Source organism: Pseudohongiella sp., assembly GCF_040877505.1.
Lineage (GTDB): Bacteria > Pseudomonadota > Gammaproteobacteria > Pseudomonadales > Pseudohongiellaceae > Pseudohongiella.
Genome location: NZ_JBBDNQ010000032.1, coordinates 1 through 15021 on the forward strand (window position 1 = coordinate 1; position 15021 = coordinate 15021).

Sequence of the window (15021 nt, forward strand, 5' to 3'; positions counted from 1 at the left end):
GCAGGAGTTAGAGCGACGCAGGACGCCAAAGCCGAGATAGTTTTTCAACAGCCTGTTAAGTCGGGCGCCGCAGCTCAGGCGACATAAAAGTACACCGCCACAAAATGGCAGCAACTGCCGAGCAAGACAAACAGATGAAAGATGGCATGGTTAAGCGGTAGTCGCCTGATGCTGTAAAGTATCGCGCCCAGGGTGTAGGAAATACCACCCGCGACCAGCCATAACAGACCTGGGGTGTCGAACTGGGCCAGTAACGGATTGATCGCAAACAGGATAATCCAGCCCATAAAGACGTAGAGCAGTGTTGATAACACATTAAATCGGCCGGTGTAAAACAACTTCAGAACAATACCGGCCAGTGCCATGGACCAGGACGCGGCGAATATGCTCCAGCCGACACTGCCTTGCAGCACAACCAGTGCAAAAGGAGAGTAGGTACCGGCAATCAACACATAGATGCTGGCGTGGTCGGCAATGCGCAGGCGGCTGCGCAGTCGCGGATTCTGCGCGCTGTGGTAAAGCGTGGATATGCCATAGAGGAGCACCAGGCTGACACCGAACAGAGCAAAACTCACCAGCACCAGGATTGAATCCAGGGCGTTTGCGCGCAGCAGCAATGCGATCAATGCCGCAACGCTGAGCAGAAAACCGAGTGCGTGCAAGCCAACGTTAAGTCGTTCCTCTGTCTGTGAGTATTTCGGATAGCCAGTCATAAGAGTTCAGTCGTATTGGCCTAAAAGGGTACTTGCACTTTAACAAATGAAAGGGCATCAGGGCATGCCTGCATCTGGATCACTTGAATCAAACAAAGCTTCGTCCGGCATCGAGTCCAATCGCCCAGCTGTTACGCCCCAGTTCGGTCGCGCGGCCAACGTCCGCTTCCGGAACCAGCGTTATATCGCCCAGCTCCCGCGGGTCGTAATGAAACACCCACAGGCGCGAGGCAAACTCGGCAAACGGCAATGACGCCTCGCCATGGCGTTCGCCGTTGCTCTGGGTTGAGCATTCGATGCCCTGACCCCAGTCCTGGCCACTGTCATTGTTGGGATTGAAAAAATAGATCCGCATTTCGCCATCGCGATCCAGGTTCACCCGGATAAGCGTGATGGCATGGCGCCCCACGAGGCGTCCGCCGCTATCGGTGACAGCAATGCCGGCTGGTTGCGGATGGATAACGGGAATATTGCCGTTGTAATAGGGGTGGTAACACGCGTAGAAGTGGCGAATAAAATTTTCATAATCATGGATTTTCCCGGTCTCTCTATCCGTGATGCTGAGAAAACCATGGCCGACCCACCAGCCGTACATCTCCGGATTGATCCAGCGGTGCAGATCATCGTCGCGCACGCCGCACAGGCGTCCCATCTCACCATAGATACGATCAAGGTGGGGTATCAGAATCAGCGAAACCGGATCCACATCGGTTGGCGGTTCTTTCGCCAGGCCGACGTCCAGATATTGTGAGTTGATGTGCTGACCCTCAAAACGCATGGTAATGTCATCATCCCGGGCCGCCCAGGCCACCAGCTGTAACAGGTAGTCCGCATCATTGAAGGCCCACATGGAAAGACCGATTACTGACTGGCAGGTTGGATTGTTACCCTGCCCGATCCCCAGTGGCTGGCCCAACAGGCTCAGTACACCGGCCAGCAAATACACCCGTGGTGGGTGCGCGTCACCAAAAACCGCCGCTATTTTTTCCGACGCCGACGGGCATAATGTCAATTCAAGATGGCGCCACAGACCCGAAGCCACGGGTGTGGTAAACAGGGAGGCGCGTTCAAGAAACATGGTCAGGCCATACACCGCCTGACTGGTTTCAGGATGGATCGCCTGATCGATCAGTTCAAACACGATCTGTTGATAGCACTGGAGCACATCGTTGCCGGTGATGCTCAGGCCCAGCGCCTGCGGTATCAGATCGTCCCGCAGCCCGCGCAGGTGACGCAACAGCATCGGATGATAGGCAGATACCATGCCCGTCTCATGCATGGCCTTGGCAAAACCCTCAGCCTCCTCCGTTAACGCAATTTCGTCCATGGTAGCCAGACGTTCACCGTACACGCCCAGCCCCGGATCATCGTGGCAGCCAATCGTCGGACCGAACAGGGCGCGGACCAGACGCGCAGCTTTATGCATGCCCGAGGTATCGATTTCCGGGTCAAACAGACTCAAGGCAATCTGGCTGACCATGCGCTTGATACTGTCTGTCTGTATCGGGCGCTGAGCCAGCAGGCGGAGCACTTCATCCACCAGGCTGTCGAGTATGCTCTCGTATCCCAGTCGGCTGAGCAGGAACTGGTAAAGTGAATTGACGGTCTGCCCCAGGCCTTGAGGCCGCTCCCGATCTGCTTCGCTCATCTGGCCGGATAGCAGGTCCAGATTCAGTGCCGTTACCTGAGTCAGAAAGTTTCTGGCCTGTTCGGCAGAAATGCCGGGATGATGATAGTCCCCCATGGCAACTGCCAGCAAACGAAGCTCACTCAGGGCTTCAATGGCGGTAAAGTCCGGCGAACCCTGCCGTAGCGTTCGCACAGCCAGGGGGGGCTGCAGGATGGAAGGTGTCCCCCAGTCACCGTTGGTAAACACACCCTTGCTTTCTATGGTCGCTACCCGGGCGTACAACGCACCCAAACCTTCAGGTGCGGCCATAACACGAAGTGCGGCTTCCAGTACCTCTGCATTGGATGCCCTGGGATCGCTCTGGCGAGCAACAGCGAGCTGATCCAGTGCCTCATCAAAGCTCGTGAGACCATTGGAGTTTTCATCGATTACTGTATTAGTCACACTCTTTTCCTTACCCACTGGTTATGCTGTTCGAGATTGGCCATCAAGATGCACTCACGGCGTTGCGGAAGCAAATGGTTTGCGTCCGATTTAGAGCCACCTTAACTGAACTGCTGCGATAGCGGGGCAGCGAATAGCGTTCGTTATCGAACAGACGGATCCCGCCAACAGCATCAAAATCAATACCTCGAGCCCAATAACGGCGATTAAAAGCATCCGCGTCTGATTGGGAAAAAAGCGCATGGCACCGCCCGGCGTTCCCTCACGCAAATCCGCCAGGAGCATTCATGCCGACAATCAAGACTATTAATCCCGCCACCGAAAAAACAATTCAGAATTACGACGTCATGACTGAAAAGCAGGCGACGGAACGACTCGATGCCTGTCATTCGGCATTTCTGCAATGGCGCAAACTGACTCATCAGGAACGGGCCCCGTATCTCAGGAAGATCGGTCAGACATTGCGTGACAACGCTGATGAATTGGCCGCCTTGATGACCAATGAAACCGGCAAGCTTTTAAAAGACGGGCTAGTTGAGATTGAACTCTGTGCAGCTATCTTTGACTACACCGCGGAAAACGGCCCCAGGATTCTGGCGGACGAGGAGCGTGAGCAGGGTCTCACTGGAAAGCGTGGCATTGTCAGCTATCAGCCTATTGGGGTTGTCTATTCAATTCAGCCCTGGAACTTTCCGATCTACCAGCCGGTTCGGGTGTTGGCGTCAAATCTGATGGCAGGCAACGGCTGCGTTCTGAAGCACGCCAGCATCTGTACCGGATCCGGATTGCGCCTGCGGGAATTGTGCATTGAGTCAGGTCTGCCCGAAGATCTGTTTCAGGTCATCGTGATTGATCACGACACCAGCGACAGGCTGATTGCTCACCCCAAGGTTCGCGGTGTCACGCTGACCGGCAGCGACGGGGCCGGGAAACACGTGGGTGCTGTGGCCGCCACGGAATTAAAAAAAACTGTGCTGGAGCTGGGGTCGAACGATGCCTACCTGGTGCTTGAGGATGCCGACATTGAAACAGCGGTGAAGTTTTCGGTTATGGGACGGCTGTACAACAACGGACAGACCTGTGTTTCCGCCAAGCGCTTCATAGTGACCGACAAAGTCTATGACACCTTCGTGGATGCTTTCGTGACGAAAATGAAAGACATCGTCATGGGCGATCCTACCGATCAGGATAGCCAGCTTGGACCGCTTTCAAGCCAGGATCAGTTTGAGACGGTGAAAGAACAGGTGGATGCCAGTGTGGCCAAAGGGGCAAAAATCCTCTGTGGTGGAGATGCACCCGAACGCACCGGCGCCTATTACCCTGCCACCGTGTTGGCAGATGTCACGCCGGGCATGCCCGCCTACGACGATGAAATCTTCGGCCCTGTTGCGTCGATCATTTTCGCCAAAGATGATGAGGATGCCATGCGACTGGCCAATGACAGCCGCTATGGTCTGGGTGGCGGCATCTTTTGCAAAGACGAGGAGCGCGCACTCAAGCTGGCCCGCGATCATTTCGACACGGGCATGATTCGCATCAACTCGTTCGGGGCCGCTGATCCGAATATGCCGTTTGGTGGCGTCAAAAATTCCGGTTACGGACGTGAACACGGCGGCTTTGGCATGAAGGAATTTGTCAACGTAAAGTCGATCTTTCTGCCTTGAGCGGGGTCCGATCCTGCCATCTGGTTCAGTATCTTATTGACCAGGCCACTCGCGCGGCGTTGAATATTACGATCTGCCCAGCGAGACTATTTTTAAGCAAGCGCGTCTCAGGCTGCTGAGGCAGGGCTCCAGCAGGTAGAGTCGAAAAGAAATTATCACCAACTCTGCTGTCATCTTAATACGCATCCAGAATCCCATAAGCAGCCCATATTTTCTCTCTTTGATGTGGTGCCGGGTACCAGCGATGAGTTCGAACCCCATGCCCCGCTTGAACTGTTTGGATGCGTGATTGAGCGCAATCTCAATCTTGAAACCTTCCCGGTTTTGTATCGGAATTGCATCCCACAGTCGTCGCGTCACGGCTCTTTCACCGCTAATGATTGGGAAGAAGCGCAGCAGCCGGTTAAGCCATATCGTTTTCCGCGCGCGCACACCAACATACATTTCAAATTGACCATCAATCACCGGCTTCACTACGCGGGTCAACATCTGTTCGGTGTGGCCGGTTACATCGGCATCAAGGAACAGGATGATATTGTGTTTGGCTGCGCGTACGCCAGCGTCCATTGCAGCAGCCTTGCCGCCGTTTTTATCGAGTCTGATGACCTTCGCTCCGGCTGCCATAGCTGCCTCCCCGGTACCATCTGATGATCCATCATCCACAACAATCACCTCGACCACAGACGGATGATGCAGGCTGGCGTTAACACAAGACCCTACTGTTGCCGCTTCATTAAATGCGGGGATCACTATGGATACCATTGCTGTTTCACCTTTATTCCCAACAGAATGTATCCGGCCACAGCGGCAATAACGAACACAAGAAATGCAATCTCTATCTGCTCCACAATCTCGTTCAGTCGATACGTGCTGCCAATGATCGCATAGGCCAGGAGAACAAGACTGGCTGTAACCGCAAGCACGCCGGCGGTATTGACGAGACTGTAGATGCGAAATGGCATGCCATGAATCCCGGCCAGAACCTGGACCAGCGTGCGTGTGCCATAAACAAACTTGGATAGAAACAGCACTCTTCCGGCTCGTGCATTGAATGCCTGTTCCAGTCTGGCGAGGAACTCGCCGCTGACATGTCCCGATTTGCGCTTGAGCATTGCGCTGGGGAATCGGCGGCTCAAAGCATACCAGAGATAATCAGAAATCAGTGTCGCCAGCACCGCAAGAATAATCACAGCGGCCAGATCAATGCGGCCGGTGACGGCCATGTATATAGCCGGTAGCAACACCATTTCTCCCATGAGCAGCAAGCCGACAAAGATTGCCAGGTAAGGATAGGAAGACAGCGCTGCCGATAGAGTGGGCATGGTGTCTTGAATGATTTGCATGGTGTAGTGCGCTCCGTGACATGACAACAAACTCCTGCAATCTTGGTTCGCATGGTTCATTAAAGGGTAGTGGGCGGTCTGTGCGGTATCAAACTCAGGCCCGGATCAACTCTACTGGCGACGTTGGCCGCTGATCACCTTTACTATCCATGCGCTTGTGTTGCCTCCTCGCTGCTGCCTGCCACCAAAATCGACAATACCCTGACCAGGTGATACCTTTTGTCCTTTCTGTACTCTTCAGACGTCATATTACGTGCGCAGGCTTTTTATATGAACTCAATACGATCCACTTTCACCCGGCTGGTGCTCGTTGCAACAGCATGCGCGCTGGTCGCTGGGCCGGCCGCGGTCTCTGCCAGTGAATCCAGTGAATACGAGGAATGGAGTGCGGAAACCCGCATGTCACTTGGCATGCGCGTCAATGGCGACGCGGTCCGGTCTTTGTTGCCCGGGAACTGGACAGTCGCCGCGGCTGCCGGGGCACCGGAGCAGGTCAACCTGACGGTTACCTTCATGGATCGTCACGTGATTCTGGACCCGCAAGGCCAGCCGGTCGGTACCGGCAGCAGCCGCTACATGGTGATGTCGGTGCTGGCACGCAATGCGCAAGGCGAAGACAGCATACTGATCATCAATGGGATTTCACCGGAAGGCACGGGCGCCTACGAGGTTTATCAACCGGCTGTCGTTGCGATAGCAGAACGGTCGCTGAGTGGGCAGGGCGACAGCAATGCGCATGTGGAGGAAAACTGGGAGATGGTGGCCGACAGCGGCGACGCCGCCAGTCTGACCTTGCGTTATCAGCAATCTGTGCCAACACGACGGCAGTCGAATGTTGTTATCCGCTCCGGCAGGAACACTGGCTACACCCGTACCTATGCCATCGATCAGGCCAATGATGCGCTGGGTGCGCCCGGTGTCGCTGACAGCCGCATCGAGTCATTCAGCTTTATAGCAGAAGGACCGCTGTTCTCCCGTCTGTTCGATGGCAACGAAGTGGTCACCGGAGTGACGTCTACGCCTTGGTATCACCGGGAAATAAGCATTCCCTGAAGATCCGTCGGGTTTTGCGACTACCGGTCAGCGGGCACAGTAGCAGTATGGGTGGCGTCATCATGTGACCCATTGTACGTTATGATTTTTGATCGGCATTGGCAGCACTCAGCAGGAAATGGCTATACCTGCCCATATATTTGAAGGGTGCCTGCCGTGAAAACTGGAGTTCCATTTCCAGAATTTCTTTGTGATCACTGTTACGTGCAATCGGGTCGAGAATATAATCATGGAACACGCGAATGCCACTTTCACAAAGCACACTGAGACCAAGCTTGTTGATCCAGCCAAGGAAATCATCACGCTGCACGGGTGTGGTGGGGGTCAGGCTACCTTGATCTCCGTACCATTGTTCCTTGCGTACTTTTTTAAAATTTTTGCGTAGCAAATTCTTATAGATGAGTCCGTCGAAATTGTAATAGGCTACCGACAGGATACCGTTGGTGGTGAGCTGGTCGCGACAATGTCGCAGAATATCCTGTGGTGTGCTCACCCATTCCAGCACCGCATGGCAGGTTATGACATCGAATGGTGTTTGATTCTGTCGGGAAAAATCCTGGATTGAACCGTGATACAACGTAACCGGATAACGAAACGGGTGCCTGTCGAACTCCGCCTGCGCCAGCGTCAGCATATTGCCGGAGATATCGCACAAGGTCACCTGATGCCCCTGGGCAGCCAGGTAACAGGCCATCTGACCCTGACCGCCACCGGCATCCAGTATCCTCAAACCGGAAGCTGAGTTGGGTAAAAATTCCTGCAAGTCGCGCTGAATCACTTGCTGCCGTATTGAGCCCTTTAATCCCTGGTACACATTGCGTTGCAACCGGCTCGCCAGATCATCAAAATTTCGGTCAGTCATGGGGTTGTCAGAAAGCTCTTGGGATTTTGCTATCCGGCCCAGTGTACCGCAAACCCATGATGGTAGGAACGGTGCTGGCTGAGCTATTTTGCAGAGGCGGCGTTTGCCATGTTCGCAACTTCACGACACGTCAGCATTCCCCTGACTCCAGATAGGCGTTGATTGCAGCAAACAATTTTAGCCGGGCACGAAGCAACAGTACCCGCGCATTGGCCGTGCCATCGATGCAATCCATGAAAAGCCCGATTTTCCCTGGACGCTGGATCTGCTTGCCCGAGAAGCAGCGCAGTCCAGAACATCGTTTGCATCAACATTCAAAACCTTGAGTGACTGGGCAGTGATGGAGTACGTCCGCTGGTGGCGAATGCAGTTGGCCTGGAAATACCTCCAAGAGGGTACGCGGCTGGCAGAAATCCCCTTGTTGGTGGGTTATCAGTCGCCTGCGGCATTCTCGCGCGCGTTCAAGCAGTGTTTTGGTGTCAATCCAAGCAAAATGCATCATTTATGACAACCCGATCTGTCAGATACTTTTCCGCTCTACTATTGTCGGCCTGAGCCTGGTCTGATCATTGCGTTTGGTGATCAGCAGCCAATAGCATCAGCCCGTGAAAATTGAACAGACTGTCGGGTAGTTTCTCTTGCCCTGCCAAGATAACTCATAGGCTGTCGCACATTTGCCTTTCGTGTGATCGGCATAAGCCGCTGATATTCCTGATTCACCATGTCATAACATTCGCAAGCAGTCTCCTCGAGAATCTCGCGATCCAGCGCGGAAATACGGCCACGATTGTATGTGATTGCCCCACGGCAGCGCAGTTTGCCGGCTGCCTGGGACACCCCCTCGCGACGCACGCCCAGCATAGTGGCGATAGTTTCGTGAGTCATGTGCAGTTCGTTGCTGTTCGCGCGATCCAGATACATTAACAGCAGGCGGGCAAGTCGCTGCTCTATGGAGTGGCGACGGTTACACCCCGCCATCTGTGCCACCTGTATAAACAGGTATTGAACATAGCGCAGTAATAATTCCTGCATTTGATGAGATCGTTTGAATTCGTGCTTAAAAATACCAGCTGGCAACCGGTAGGCGAACCCCTGGCTTTGAACGATTGCCTGATGCGGCATGGTGTGACCACCCATGATGAGTGCCATACCCAGCATACCGTCATTACTTACGATGCCGAATTCGGTTGATGCACCGTCTTCCAGAATATGCAGTAAGGACACCACTGCTGAGGTGGGAAAGTAGGCATGAGTCAGCTTTTGTCCACTGTCACAGATGATCTCTCCCGGCTGCAACTGCAGCAGCTCAAGGTGCGGAACAATGTCCTGCAGAGCTTGCGCTGAAAGCGCCTCAAGCAAGTGATTTTTGCCAATGCTGCGAGTTCCCAATAAATTTTGGTTGAGCATACGCTACACTCCTTTGTCATGCCGCTGATAGTTGTGTGATTGTTCAGGGCAGCGCTTGGTCAAGTAGTTGCAGATTTCATGCCATGCAGGCTCCGGGCTACGGAAACCCGCGTTCCGGGCGGAAAACGCGCTGGTTTGAGCACGTGGAATATGCCTGTAACGTAGGTCAGCCCAGACACATTTTTCAGGAGAGTTATTAACGTGTTGATATTTTAAGTATTTATTGTCTGGCTGGCCCGACAGTGCTGGTGGCAGGCCCCAGCATACGTGTCGAACGAGGTGATCTGGAAAAACTGGGAGGATTGTTTCGCGTGCCGGATCTCTGCTACAGACCCCGTTTGAGAAATGCAGCCATCGCCGCCCGGTCTGCATCTGTCAGCTGACTGGTGTTGTGTTCGATCACCGGTTCCATCTTGCCACCGACGTATTCACCATCGGGTTTCAGGCCGATAAACAGGAACAGTGCCAGGTCATCTTCTGACCAGTTGGCGAGCGCATCGGCATCGATGGCGTCAACGTATCCGTCAGGCATGTTGGCCCCGGCAAATGCCTGATCCTGCCGACTGATGCCGAATGCATTGCGCGGCGTGTGACATTCGCCGCAATGGCCCAGATCTTGCGCCAGGTAGGCGCCGCGGGCAATTTGCGGATCGTTGTGCCGCGCCGGGTCCATTTCAGCAATGTTGGCCAGCAGGTTCCAGCCAGCCATCTGCCAGCGACTCACCCAGCCTGGCAATTCATGTGCAGGGGGTGTTGCGTTCACCGGATCCCGTGACATCAGGTAGGCCGCCATGTCCAGCACATCATCATCGGTCACACCGGCATAGGACCGGTATGGAAACGCGGGAAAATAATAACTGCCCTCAGGTGTGCGACCATGCTTGAGCGCCAGCAAAAAATCGCTGCCTTGCCAGTTGCCGATGCCGGTGTCGGGGTCAGGTGTAATATTGGAGGCATGGAAGGTACCAAAAGGTGACTCGACGGCCAGGCCACCACTGAGGCTGCCATTGTCATCCTGGTGGCAGCTGATACAGCCGCCAGCATGGACCAGATAACGTCCACGCTCGATACTGTCGTCGTCCTCAGGTATGGGAACAGCCGGTATCGAAGGCGCGCGCATCAGGGCAGCGATAGCCACACCGGCCACCGCGATCAGGATAAACAGCCATCGGATATTTGACAATCCTTACCTCTCAGGCGAAATGATCGAGTGCAGTTTCGTTTGCATGCTACATAAAAAAGAGGCGGAAAACATCTGCTTTCCGCCTCTTTGATCATGCCGGTTCGCTGTCAGTCGGGCAGGGCAACGGCGGTCAGCGTGCTGCCGGTCTGCAGCATCACATACTGCTTGCCGTTGTGCATGTAACTGGACATGCCGAAGTTGCTGTTGGCGGGTACTTCCACGCGGCCAATCTCTTCGCCGGTCATCTTGTCGACGGCGAACAGGTAGGGCGTGTCACCCGCGCCCAGACCGGCGTAGAGCAGCATGCTTGGCGTCACTGTCATCGGTGCCAGGGCACCGGTGCCGGTGTTGCCAAGATTCACACCTGCCAGTGCCGGGTGATTCTTGATGCGATCGGGGGTGTCACCCACCGGGATCATCCACAGGTGCTCACCGGTGTTCATGTCGATGGCCGTTATGCGGCTGTATGGTGGCTGATACAAAGGCAGGCCCTGAGGCCCACGCACCGGCAGTGCGCGCAGTGAGGCGTAACGTGAGAACGTTGTACCCGTTGGCAGTTCAATCATGGCGTCGCGTTCCTGGGAACTTGTTACCATGCGTGATGAACAGGCTGAGCGCGAAGTGACATAAAGAATGCCGTTGATCGGGTCAGCGACCGCCGGACCAGGAATGTTGGCTCCGCCGCCATCGCCCGGACACCAGAGCGCGGCTACTTTGCCGATGTCATTGTCGCGGTGCAGCGGCGGGTTGAACAGGGGGCCGATTTCATAATCGGCGATCGCTTCAATCGCCTGCTGACGCAACTCCGGCGTGAAATTGATCAGGTTATCTTCGGTCAGACCCTGCATGTCAAACGGTGCTGGTTTGGTCGGGAAGGGCTGGGTGGCCGCCAGCTGCTCACCCGGGATACGGGATTGCGGTACCGGGCGTTCCTCAATCGGCCACAGCGGTTCGCCGGTCAATCGGTTGAAGGCATAGACAAAGGCCTGCTTGGTGGCCTGCGCGATGGCGGGCACGGTACGGCCATCGATTTCCACATCCATCAGCACCGGTGCGGTTGGCGTGTCGTAGTTCCACACGTCGTGATGTACAAACTGGAAATGCCACACGCGTTCGCCGGTTTCCGCATCCATGGCAATGATGCTGGTGCCGAACAGGTTGTCGCCGGGGGCGTGACCACCGTAGTAGTCAATGGTCGGCGGGTTGGTGACCGCGTACACAATGCCGGCTTCGACATCGGCGGACAGCGGCGCCCAGGGCGATACTTCACCCGTCAGTTCACGCGGATTGGGGACGCCTTCCCAGGTGTCGATACCAAACTCACCGGCCTCCGGAATGACATTAAACTTCCATTTAAAGTCACCGGTTCTGGTGTCGAAGGCGAGAATGTCGCCGGGGATATTTTCAATCCGGGTCTGGTTATAACCCTGCTCGGCGGAGTTGCCCACTACCACGGTGTTGTTGACCACAATGGGTGGCGACGAAGCGGTGATATACCCTTCTTCCAGCGGAATGCCGTAGTAGGGGTCAAAGTCATACCCCATGTATTCAGCGATAATGCGCTGCATGTCGACAACACCGGTCTCCGGAAAACCTTCCAGGCCCACCGGGCCGCCAAACCCTTCCAGCGGTGCGCCGGTCTCGGCGTCCAGTGCGGTCAGGAAAAACGCCGGGCTGATGATGTAGATGACACCTTTGCCATCGACCTCGCCATACGCCACGCCCTTGCCGTAGTCCTTGCGCATGGAGTATTCGTGGCGGAAGGTATGCGGTTCGCGGTAAGACCAGATGGTTTCGCCGGTTTCCGGATCAATGGCGACCACATGGCGGCGTTCGCCAGCCACGGTGAACAGTTTGCCATCCACGTAGCTGGGGGTGGAGCGGCCGCTGGAGGAATTGAAGCTGGCGCCATCCCAGACCCAGGCGGTTTCCAGTTCAGTGAAGTTGTCGGGGTTGATTTGATCAGCGGGTGTATAGCGGGTATGGGCGTGGTCGCCGCCCAGGGTAACCCACTCAATGTTTTCCTGCGCGGTCAGCGCAGCAGAGGCTGCGAGACCCAAGGTCAACGTCAGCGCGCTGGCCAGGCGCAGTTTCGCGCGAGGCAGGTCCATATCCGGCAAGCCAGGGCCGACCCGGTTTTTTATTGTCATTAGCGTAACTCCTGTTTTTATTTTTTGTTACATGCCGCAGATTATGCCTGTCCGCAGGCGTCTGCAAGTGCCAATTGGTAACAGTGCCGGTAGCCGTGTAGGTAACTGTGCAGCAAGACAACTGATATAGTTGCGATGCTTGTTCGATATACTTGCAGAAAACAAAAAAAGAGGAAGGCTCAGTGGCAGGTACAGCAGAGAAAGACAAAGCGCTGGATGTGGTGATTGTGGGCGCTGGCTTGTCCGGGGTTGGTGCGGCGGCGCACCTGCAGGAAAATTGCCCGGGCAAGACCTACCGGATTCTGGAAGCCCGCGCTGATATGGGCGGAACCTGGGATCTGTTTCGTTATCCTGGCATTCGTTCGGACAGCGACATGCATACGCTTGGCTATCGTTTTAAACCCTGGCGTGCAGCCAAGGCGATTGCCGACGGGCCTGCCATCCTCGACTATGTCAAAGAAACCGCAGCAGAGCGCGGCATCGACAAACATATCCGTTACCGCCACAAGCTGCTGACAGCTGACTGGTCGGAGCAGGACGCGCTGTGGGCTCTGAGCATCGATACCGGCGCTGAGGCACCGGTTACGCTGCGCTGTCGCATGCTGCTGATGTGTTCCGGTTATTACAACTACGAACAGGGCTACACGCCGGACTTTGAGGGCCGCGAGGACTTCAAGGGCCCGGTCATACACCCTCAGCACTGGCCGCAGGACCTGGATTACCGCAACAAACGTGTGGTGATCATTGGCTCGGGTGCAACCGCAATGACGCTGGCACCCGCCATGGCCGGCAAGGCCGCCCAGATCACCGTGCTTCAGCGTTCACCCACCTACGTGGTGTCACGTCCGGACAAGGATGTCGTTGCCAACACCTTGCGCAAGGTCTTGCCGGAGACCTGGGCGTATGCCACTACCCGCTGGAAAAACGTTGTGCTGCAGCAGTTCATCTACCGGCGCTCACGCACAAAACCGGCACAGCTGAAGGAAAAGTTGTTGCATATGGTGAGCAAGGAGCTGGGATCGGACTACGATGTTGCCACGCACTTCACGCCCAGCTACAACCCCTGGGATCAGCGTCTGTGCCTGGTGCCCAATGCGGACCTGTTCAAGTCCATAAAAGCCGGCGAAACCGACATGGTGACCGATCATATTGAACGTTTCACTGAGCAGGGTATTTTGCTGAAAAGCGGTAAAGAACTGCCAGCCGACATGATTGTCACCGCGACCGGTCTCAACCTGAAGGTGCTGGGCGGGGTTACCTTCAGTCTGGACGGACAGCCACTGGATTTCGCCGATACCTGGTCATACAAAGGACTGATGTACTCGGGCGTGCCCAACCTGGTGTTCACCTTTGGTTACATCAATGCTTCGTGGACCTTGCGTGCCGATCTGATCGCAGAATTTTTCTGTCGCCTGATCAATCATATGGACGCGACCGGCACCCGCAGTTGTCGCCCCGAACTGCGTGATGAGGACCGGGAGATGACGCCAAGGCCTTTTATTGATGATTTTTCAGCTGGTTACATGCAGCGTATGATGCATCGTTTCCCGAAACAGGGTGACCGTGAACCGTGGTTGAACACGCAGGACTACCGGCGCGATCGCAAACAGTTGCGTCGCGGTAAGCTTGAGGATGGGGTGTTGAGGTTTCGCTAACGACACTTTTTACAGCTAACGGCACTTTTACAGCTAACGGCTTAGCGCCTCTGCCGCCTGTGACGAGCGCATGGGCTGGGTTTTTGCCCCCTGGTAGCCACGTTCCAGAGCCTTCCAGTGTCGGGATTCAAAATGGAACCCGGCTTGCTGTTGTTGCCATTTCTGCAGGGATCGGCGTAGACGCTTCAGGTTGCCCTGGCGCCAGCCCTGATCCTTGCCTGGACGGATGTGGCTTTTGTCGAAGTCGATCAGGTAGATTTGTCCCGATGCAGTCAGCATGATATTGCAGGCATTGAGGTCGGCGTGATCAACATGGTGCTGGTGGAAACGGCGGATCACCAGGCCAATTGCTTCCCAGGTCTTCTCTGACAAGGCGTCCTTGCACAAGATCTCTGCCAGGGTCTGGGCACCGCAGATTCGTTCAACAACAACGTCACCCTGATAGGTTAACGGCGAGGTCTTGATGCAGCGCGCGGCTATTGGCCGTGGCACTGGCAGGCCCAGATCGCGCATGTGTGCCAGCAACTGGAATTCCTGCCACATACGGACTTTTTTCAAGCCACTGAACAGATACGTGCAGTTGACAAAACGGCCGATGAGGCCGCCGCGATGATAACGTTTCAGCACCAGTTCGCGATCCTCGTGCTCAAAAAACACAACTGTTCCGCGGCCCTGCGCATCACTGCAGATATGCGTGACGTGCTCGGGGCAGGTCTCAAAGATGGAGTCGCAAAAAGCGTTCAGCACATTCTGATTGAACAGCACGTATTGGTTGCCGCTTTTGTATTGTGTATATCGCATCGCTTCACTATAGCATGTTGATATTGTCAGCAAAGTGACAAACGTGATGACTTTCACATGAGAGATTAACCTGCATTTTTCCGCTAAGATAGTCCTTTTTGCCGTAAAGCAACGCA

At 55.2% G+C, this 15021-nt stretch carries 13 protein-coding genes; 4 read left to right on the forward strand and 9 right to left on the reverse strand.

Translation table 11 applies throughout. From position 1 onward, the window contains the following. Nucleotides 1-74: 74 nt before the first annotated feature. Both WD071_RS11225 and WD071_RS11230 read right to left on the reverse strand, forming a co-directional pair. Nucleotides 75-713 carry a hemolysin III family protein gene (locus tag WD071_RS11225; RefSeq protein WP_368048469.1) on the reverse strand — a complete coding sequence of 213 codons (639 nt, stop codon included), beginning with the start codon at nucleotides 711-713 and terminating at the stop codon, nucleotides 75-77. An 88-nt stretch (nucleotides 714-801) separates the two neighbouring features. After that, nucleotides 802-2787: a hypothetical protein gene (locus WD071_RS11230; RefSeq protein ID WP_368048470.1), complete on the reverse strand. Its 1986-nt coding sequence runs from the start codon at nucleotides 2785-2787 to the stop codon at nucleotides 802-804. Between the two features lie 287 nt (nucleotides 2788-3074). Between WD071_RS11230 and WD071_RS11235 the strand changes: the two genes are divergently transcribed. Further along, nucleotides 3075-4451: an NAD-dependent succinate-semialdehyde dehydrogenase gene (locus WD071_RS11235; RefSeq protein ID WP_368048471.1), complete on the forward strand. Its 1377-nt coding sequence runs from the start codon at nucleotides 3075-3077 to the stop codon at nucleotides 4449-4451. Nucleotides 4452-4517: 66 nt separating this feature from the next. Here the strand turns inward: WD071_RS11235 and WD071_RS11240 are convergent, their stop codons facing one another. Together WD071_RS11240 and WD071_RS11245 are read right to left on the reverse strand one after the other, a co-directional pair. Beyond that, a complete protein-coding gene (locus tag WD071_RS11240) occupies nucleotides 4518-5213 on the reverse strand; it encodes a glycosyltransferase family 2 protein (RefSeq protein ID WP_368048472.1) in 696 nt (231 codons plus the stop codon). Beyond that, nucleotides 5201-5794: a DedA family protein gene (locus tag WD071_RS11245; RefSeq protein ID WP_368048473.1), complete on the reverse strand. Its 594-nt coding sequence runs from the start codon at nucleotides 5792-5794 to the stop codon at nucleotides 5201-5203. The genes WD071_RS11240 and WD071_RS11245 overlap by 13 nt, the downstream gene beginning before the upstream one ends. 270 nt (nucleotides 5795-6064) lie before the next feature. Here WD071_RS11245 and WD071_RS11250 point away from each other — a divergent pair, with 270 nt between their 5' ends. Beyond that, the gene (locus WD071_RS11250) at nucleotides 6065-6847 is read left to right on the forward strand and encodes a hypothetical protein (protein ID WP_368048474.1); all 783 of its coding nucleotides are present in this window, start codon (nucleotides 6065-6067) and stop codon (nucleotides 6845-6847) included. A gap of 79 nt (nucleotides 6848-6926) precedes the next feature. On the opposite strand, the gene WD071_RS11255 is transcribed toward WD071_RS11250, so the two are convergent. After that, nucleotides 6927-7709 carry a methyltransferase domain-containing protein gene (locus WD071_RS11255; protein WP_368048475.1) on the reverse strand — a complete coding sequence of 261 codons (783 nt, stop codon included), beginning with the start codon at nucleotides 7707-7709 and terminating at the stop codon, nucleotides 6927-6929. A 265-nt stretch (nucleotides 7710-7974) separates the two neighbouring features. Between WD071_RS11255 and WD071_RS11260 the strand changes: the two genes are divergently transcribed. After that, nucleotides 7975-8217, forward strand: coding sequence for a helix-turn-helix domain-containing protein (locus WD071_RS11260; protein ID WP_368048664.1), 243 nt, complete (start codon nucleotides 7975-7977; stop codon nucleotides 8215-8217). A gap of 74 nt (nucleotides 8218-8291) precedes the next feature. On the opposite strand, the gene WD071_RS11265 is transcribed toward WD071_RS11260, so the two are convergent. The 3 genes from WD071_RS11265 to WD071_RS11275 all read right to left on the reverse strand — a co-directional run bounded on the left by WD071_RS11265 (nucleotide 8292) and on the right by WD071_RS11275 (nucleotide 12449). After that, a complete protein-coding gene (locus tag WD071_RS11265; protein ID WP_368048476.1) occupies nucleotides 8292-9116 on the reverse strand; it encodes a Crp/Fnr family transcriptional regulator in 825 nt (274 codons plus the stop codon). Between the two features lie 325 nt (nucleotides 9117-9441). Next, complete coding sequence (locus WD071_RS11270; RefSeq protein WP_368048477.1) at nucleotides 9442-10299, reverse strand: c-type cytochrome; 858 nt, start codon at nucleotides 10297-10299, stop codon at nucleotides 9442-9444. Nucleotides 10300-10406: 107 nt separating this feature from the next. Next, the gene (locus tag WD071_RS11275; RefSeq protein ID WP_368048478.1) at nucleotides 10407-12449 is read right to left on the reverse strand and encodes a PQQ-binding-like beta-propeller repeat protein; all 2043 of its coding nucleotides are present in this window, start codon (nucleotides 12447-12449) and stop codon (nucleotides 10407-10409) included. A 182-nt stretch (nucleotides 12450-12631) separates the two neighbouring features. Between WD071_RS11275 and WD071_RS11280 the strand changes: the two genes are divergently transcribed. Then, complete coding sequence (locus tag WD071_RS11280) at nucleotides 12632-14104, forward strand: flavin-containing monooxygenase (protein ID WP_368048479.1); 1473 nt, start codon at nucleotides 12632-12634, stop codon at nucleotides 14102-14104. A gap of 33 nt (nucleotides 14105-14137) precedes the next feature. Here the strand turns inward: WD071_RS11280 and WD071_RS11285 are convergent, their stop codons facing one another. After that, nucleotides 14138-14905 (reverse strand): 3-deoxy-D-manno-octulosonic acid kinase, encoded by a 768-nt coding sequence (locus tag WD071_RS11285; RefSeq protein WP_368048480.1) that lies wholly within the window; start codon nucleotides 14903-14905, stop codon nucleotides 14138-14140. Nucleotides 14906-15021: the final 116 nt, after the last annotated feature.

Bases quoted from the DNA above. Each gene is read 5' to 3' on its own strand.
- WD071_RS11285 (WP_368048480.1), bottom strand. From the start codon at position 14,905: ATGCGATATACACAATACAAAAGCGGCAACCAATACGTGCTGTTCAAT.
- WD071_RS11275 (WP_368048478.1), bottom strand. From the start codon at position 12,449: ATGACAATAAAAAACCGGGTCGGCCCTGGCTTGCCGGATATGGACCTG.
- WD071_RS11245 (WP_368048473.1), bottom strand. From the start codon at position 5,794: ATGCAAATCATTCAAGACACCATGCCCACTCTATCGGCAGCGCTGTCT.
- WD071_RS11265 (WP_368048476.1), bottom strand. From the start codon at position 9,116: ATGCTCAACCAAAATTTATTGGGAACTCGCAGCATTGGCAAAAATCAC.
- WD071_RS11240 (WP_368048472.1), bottom strand. From the start codon at position 5,213: ATGGTATCCATAGTGATCCCCGCATTTAATGAAGCGGCAACAGTAGGG.
- WD071_RS11250 (WP_368048474.1), top strand. From the start codon at position 6,065: ATGAACTCAATACGATCCACTTTCACCCGGCTGGTGCTCGTTGCAACA.
- WD071_RS11235 (WP_368048471.1), top strand. From the start codon at position 3,075: ATGCCGACAATCAAGACTATTAATCCCGCCACCGAAAAAACAATTCAG.
- WD071_RS11225 (WP_368048469.1), bottom strand. From the start codon at position 713: ATGACTGGCTATCCGAAATACTCACAGACAGAGGAACGACTTAACGTT.
- WD071_RS11255 (WP_368048475.1), bottom strand. From the start codon at position 7,709: ATGACTGACCGAAATTTTGATGATCTGGCGAGCCGGTTGCAACGCAAT.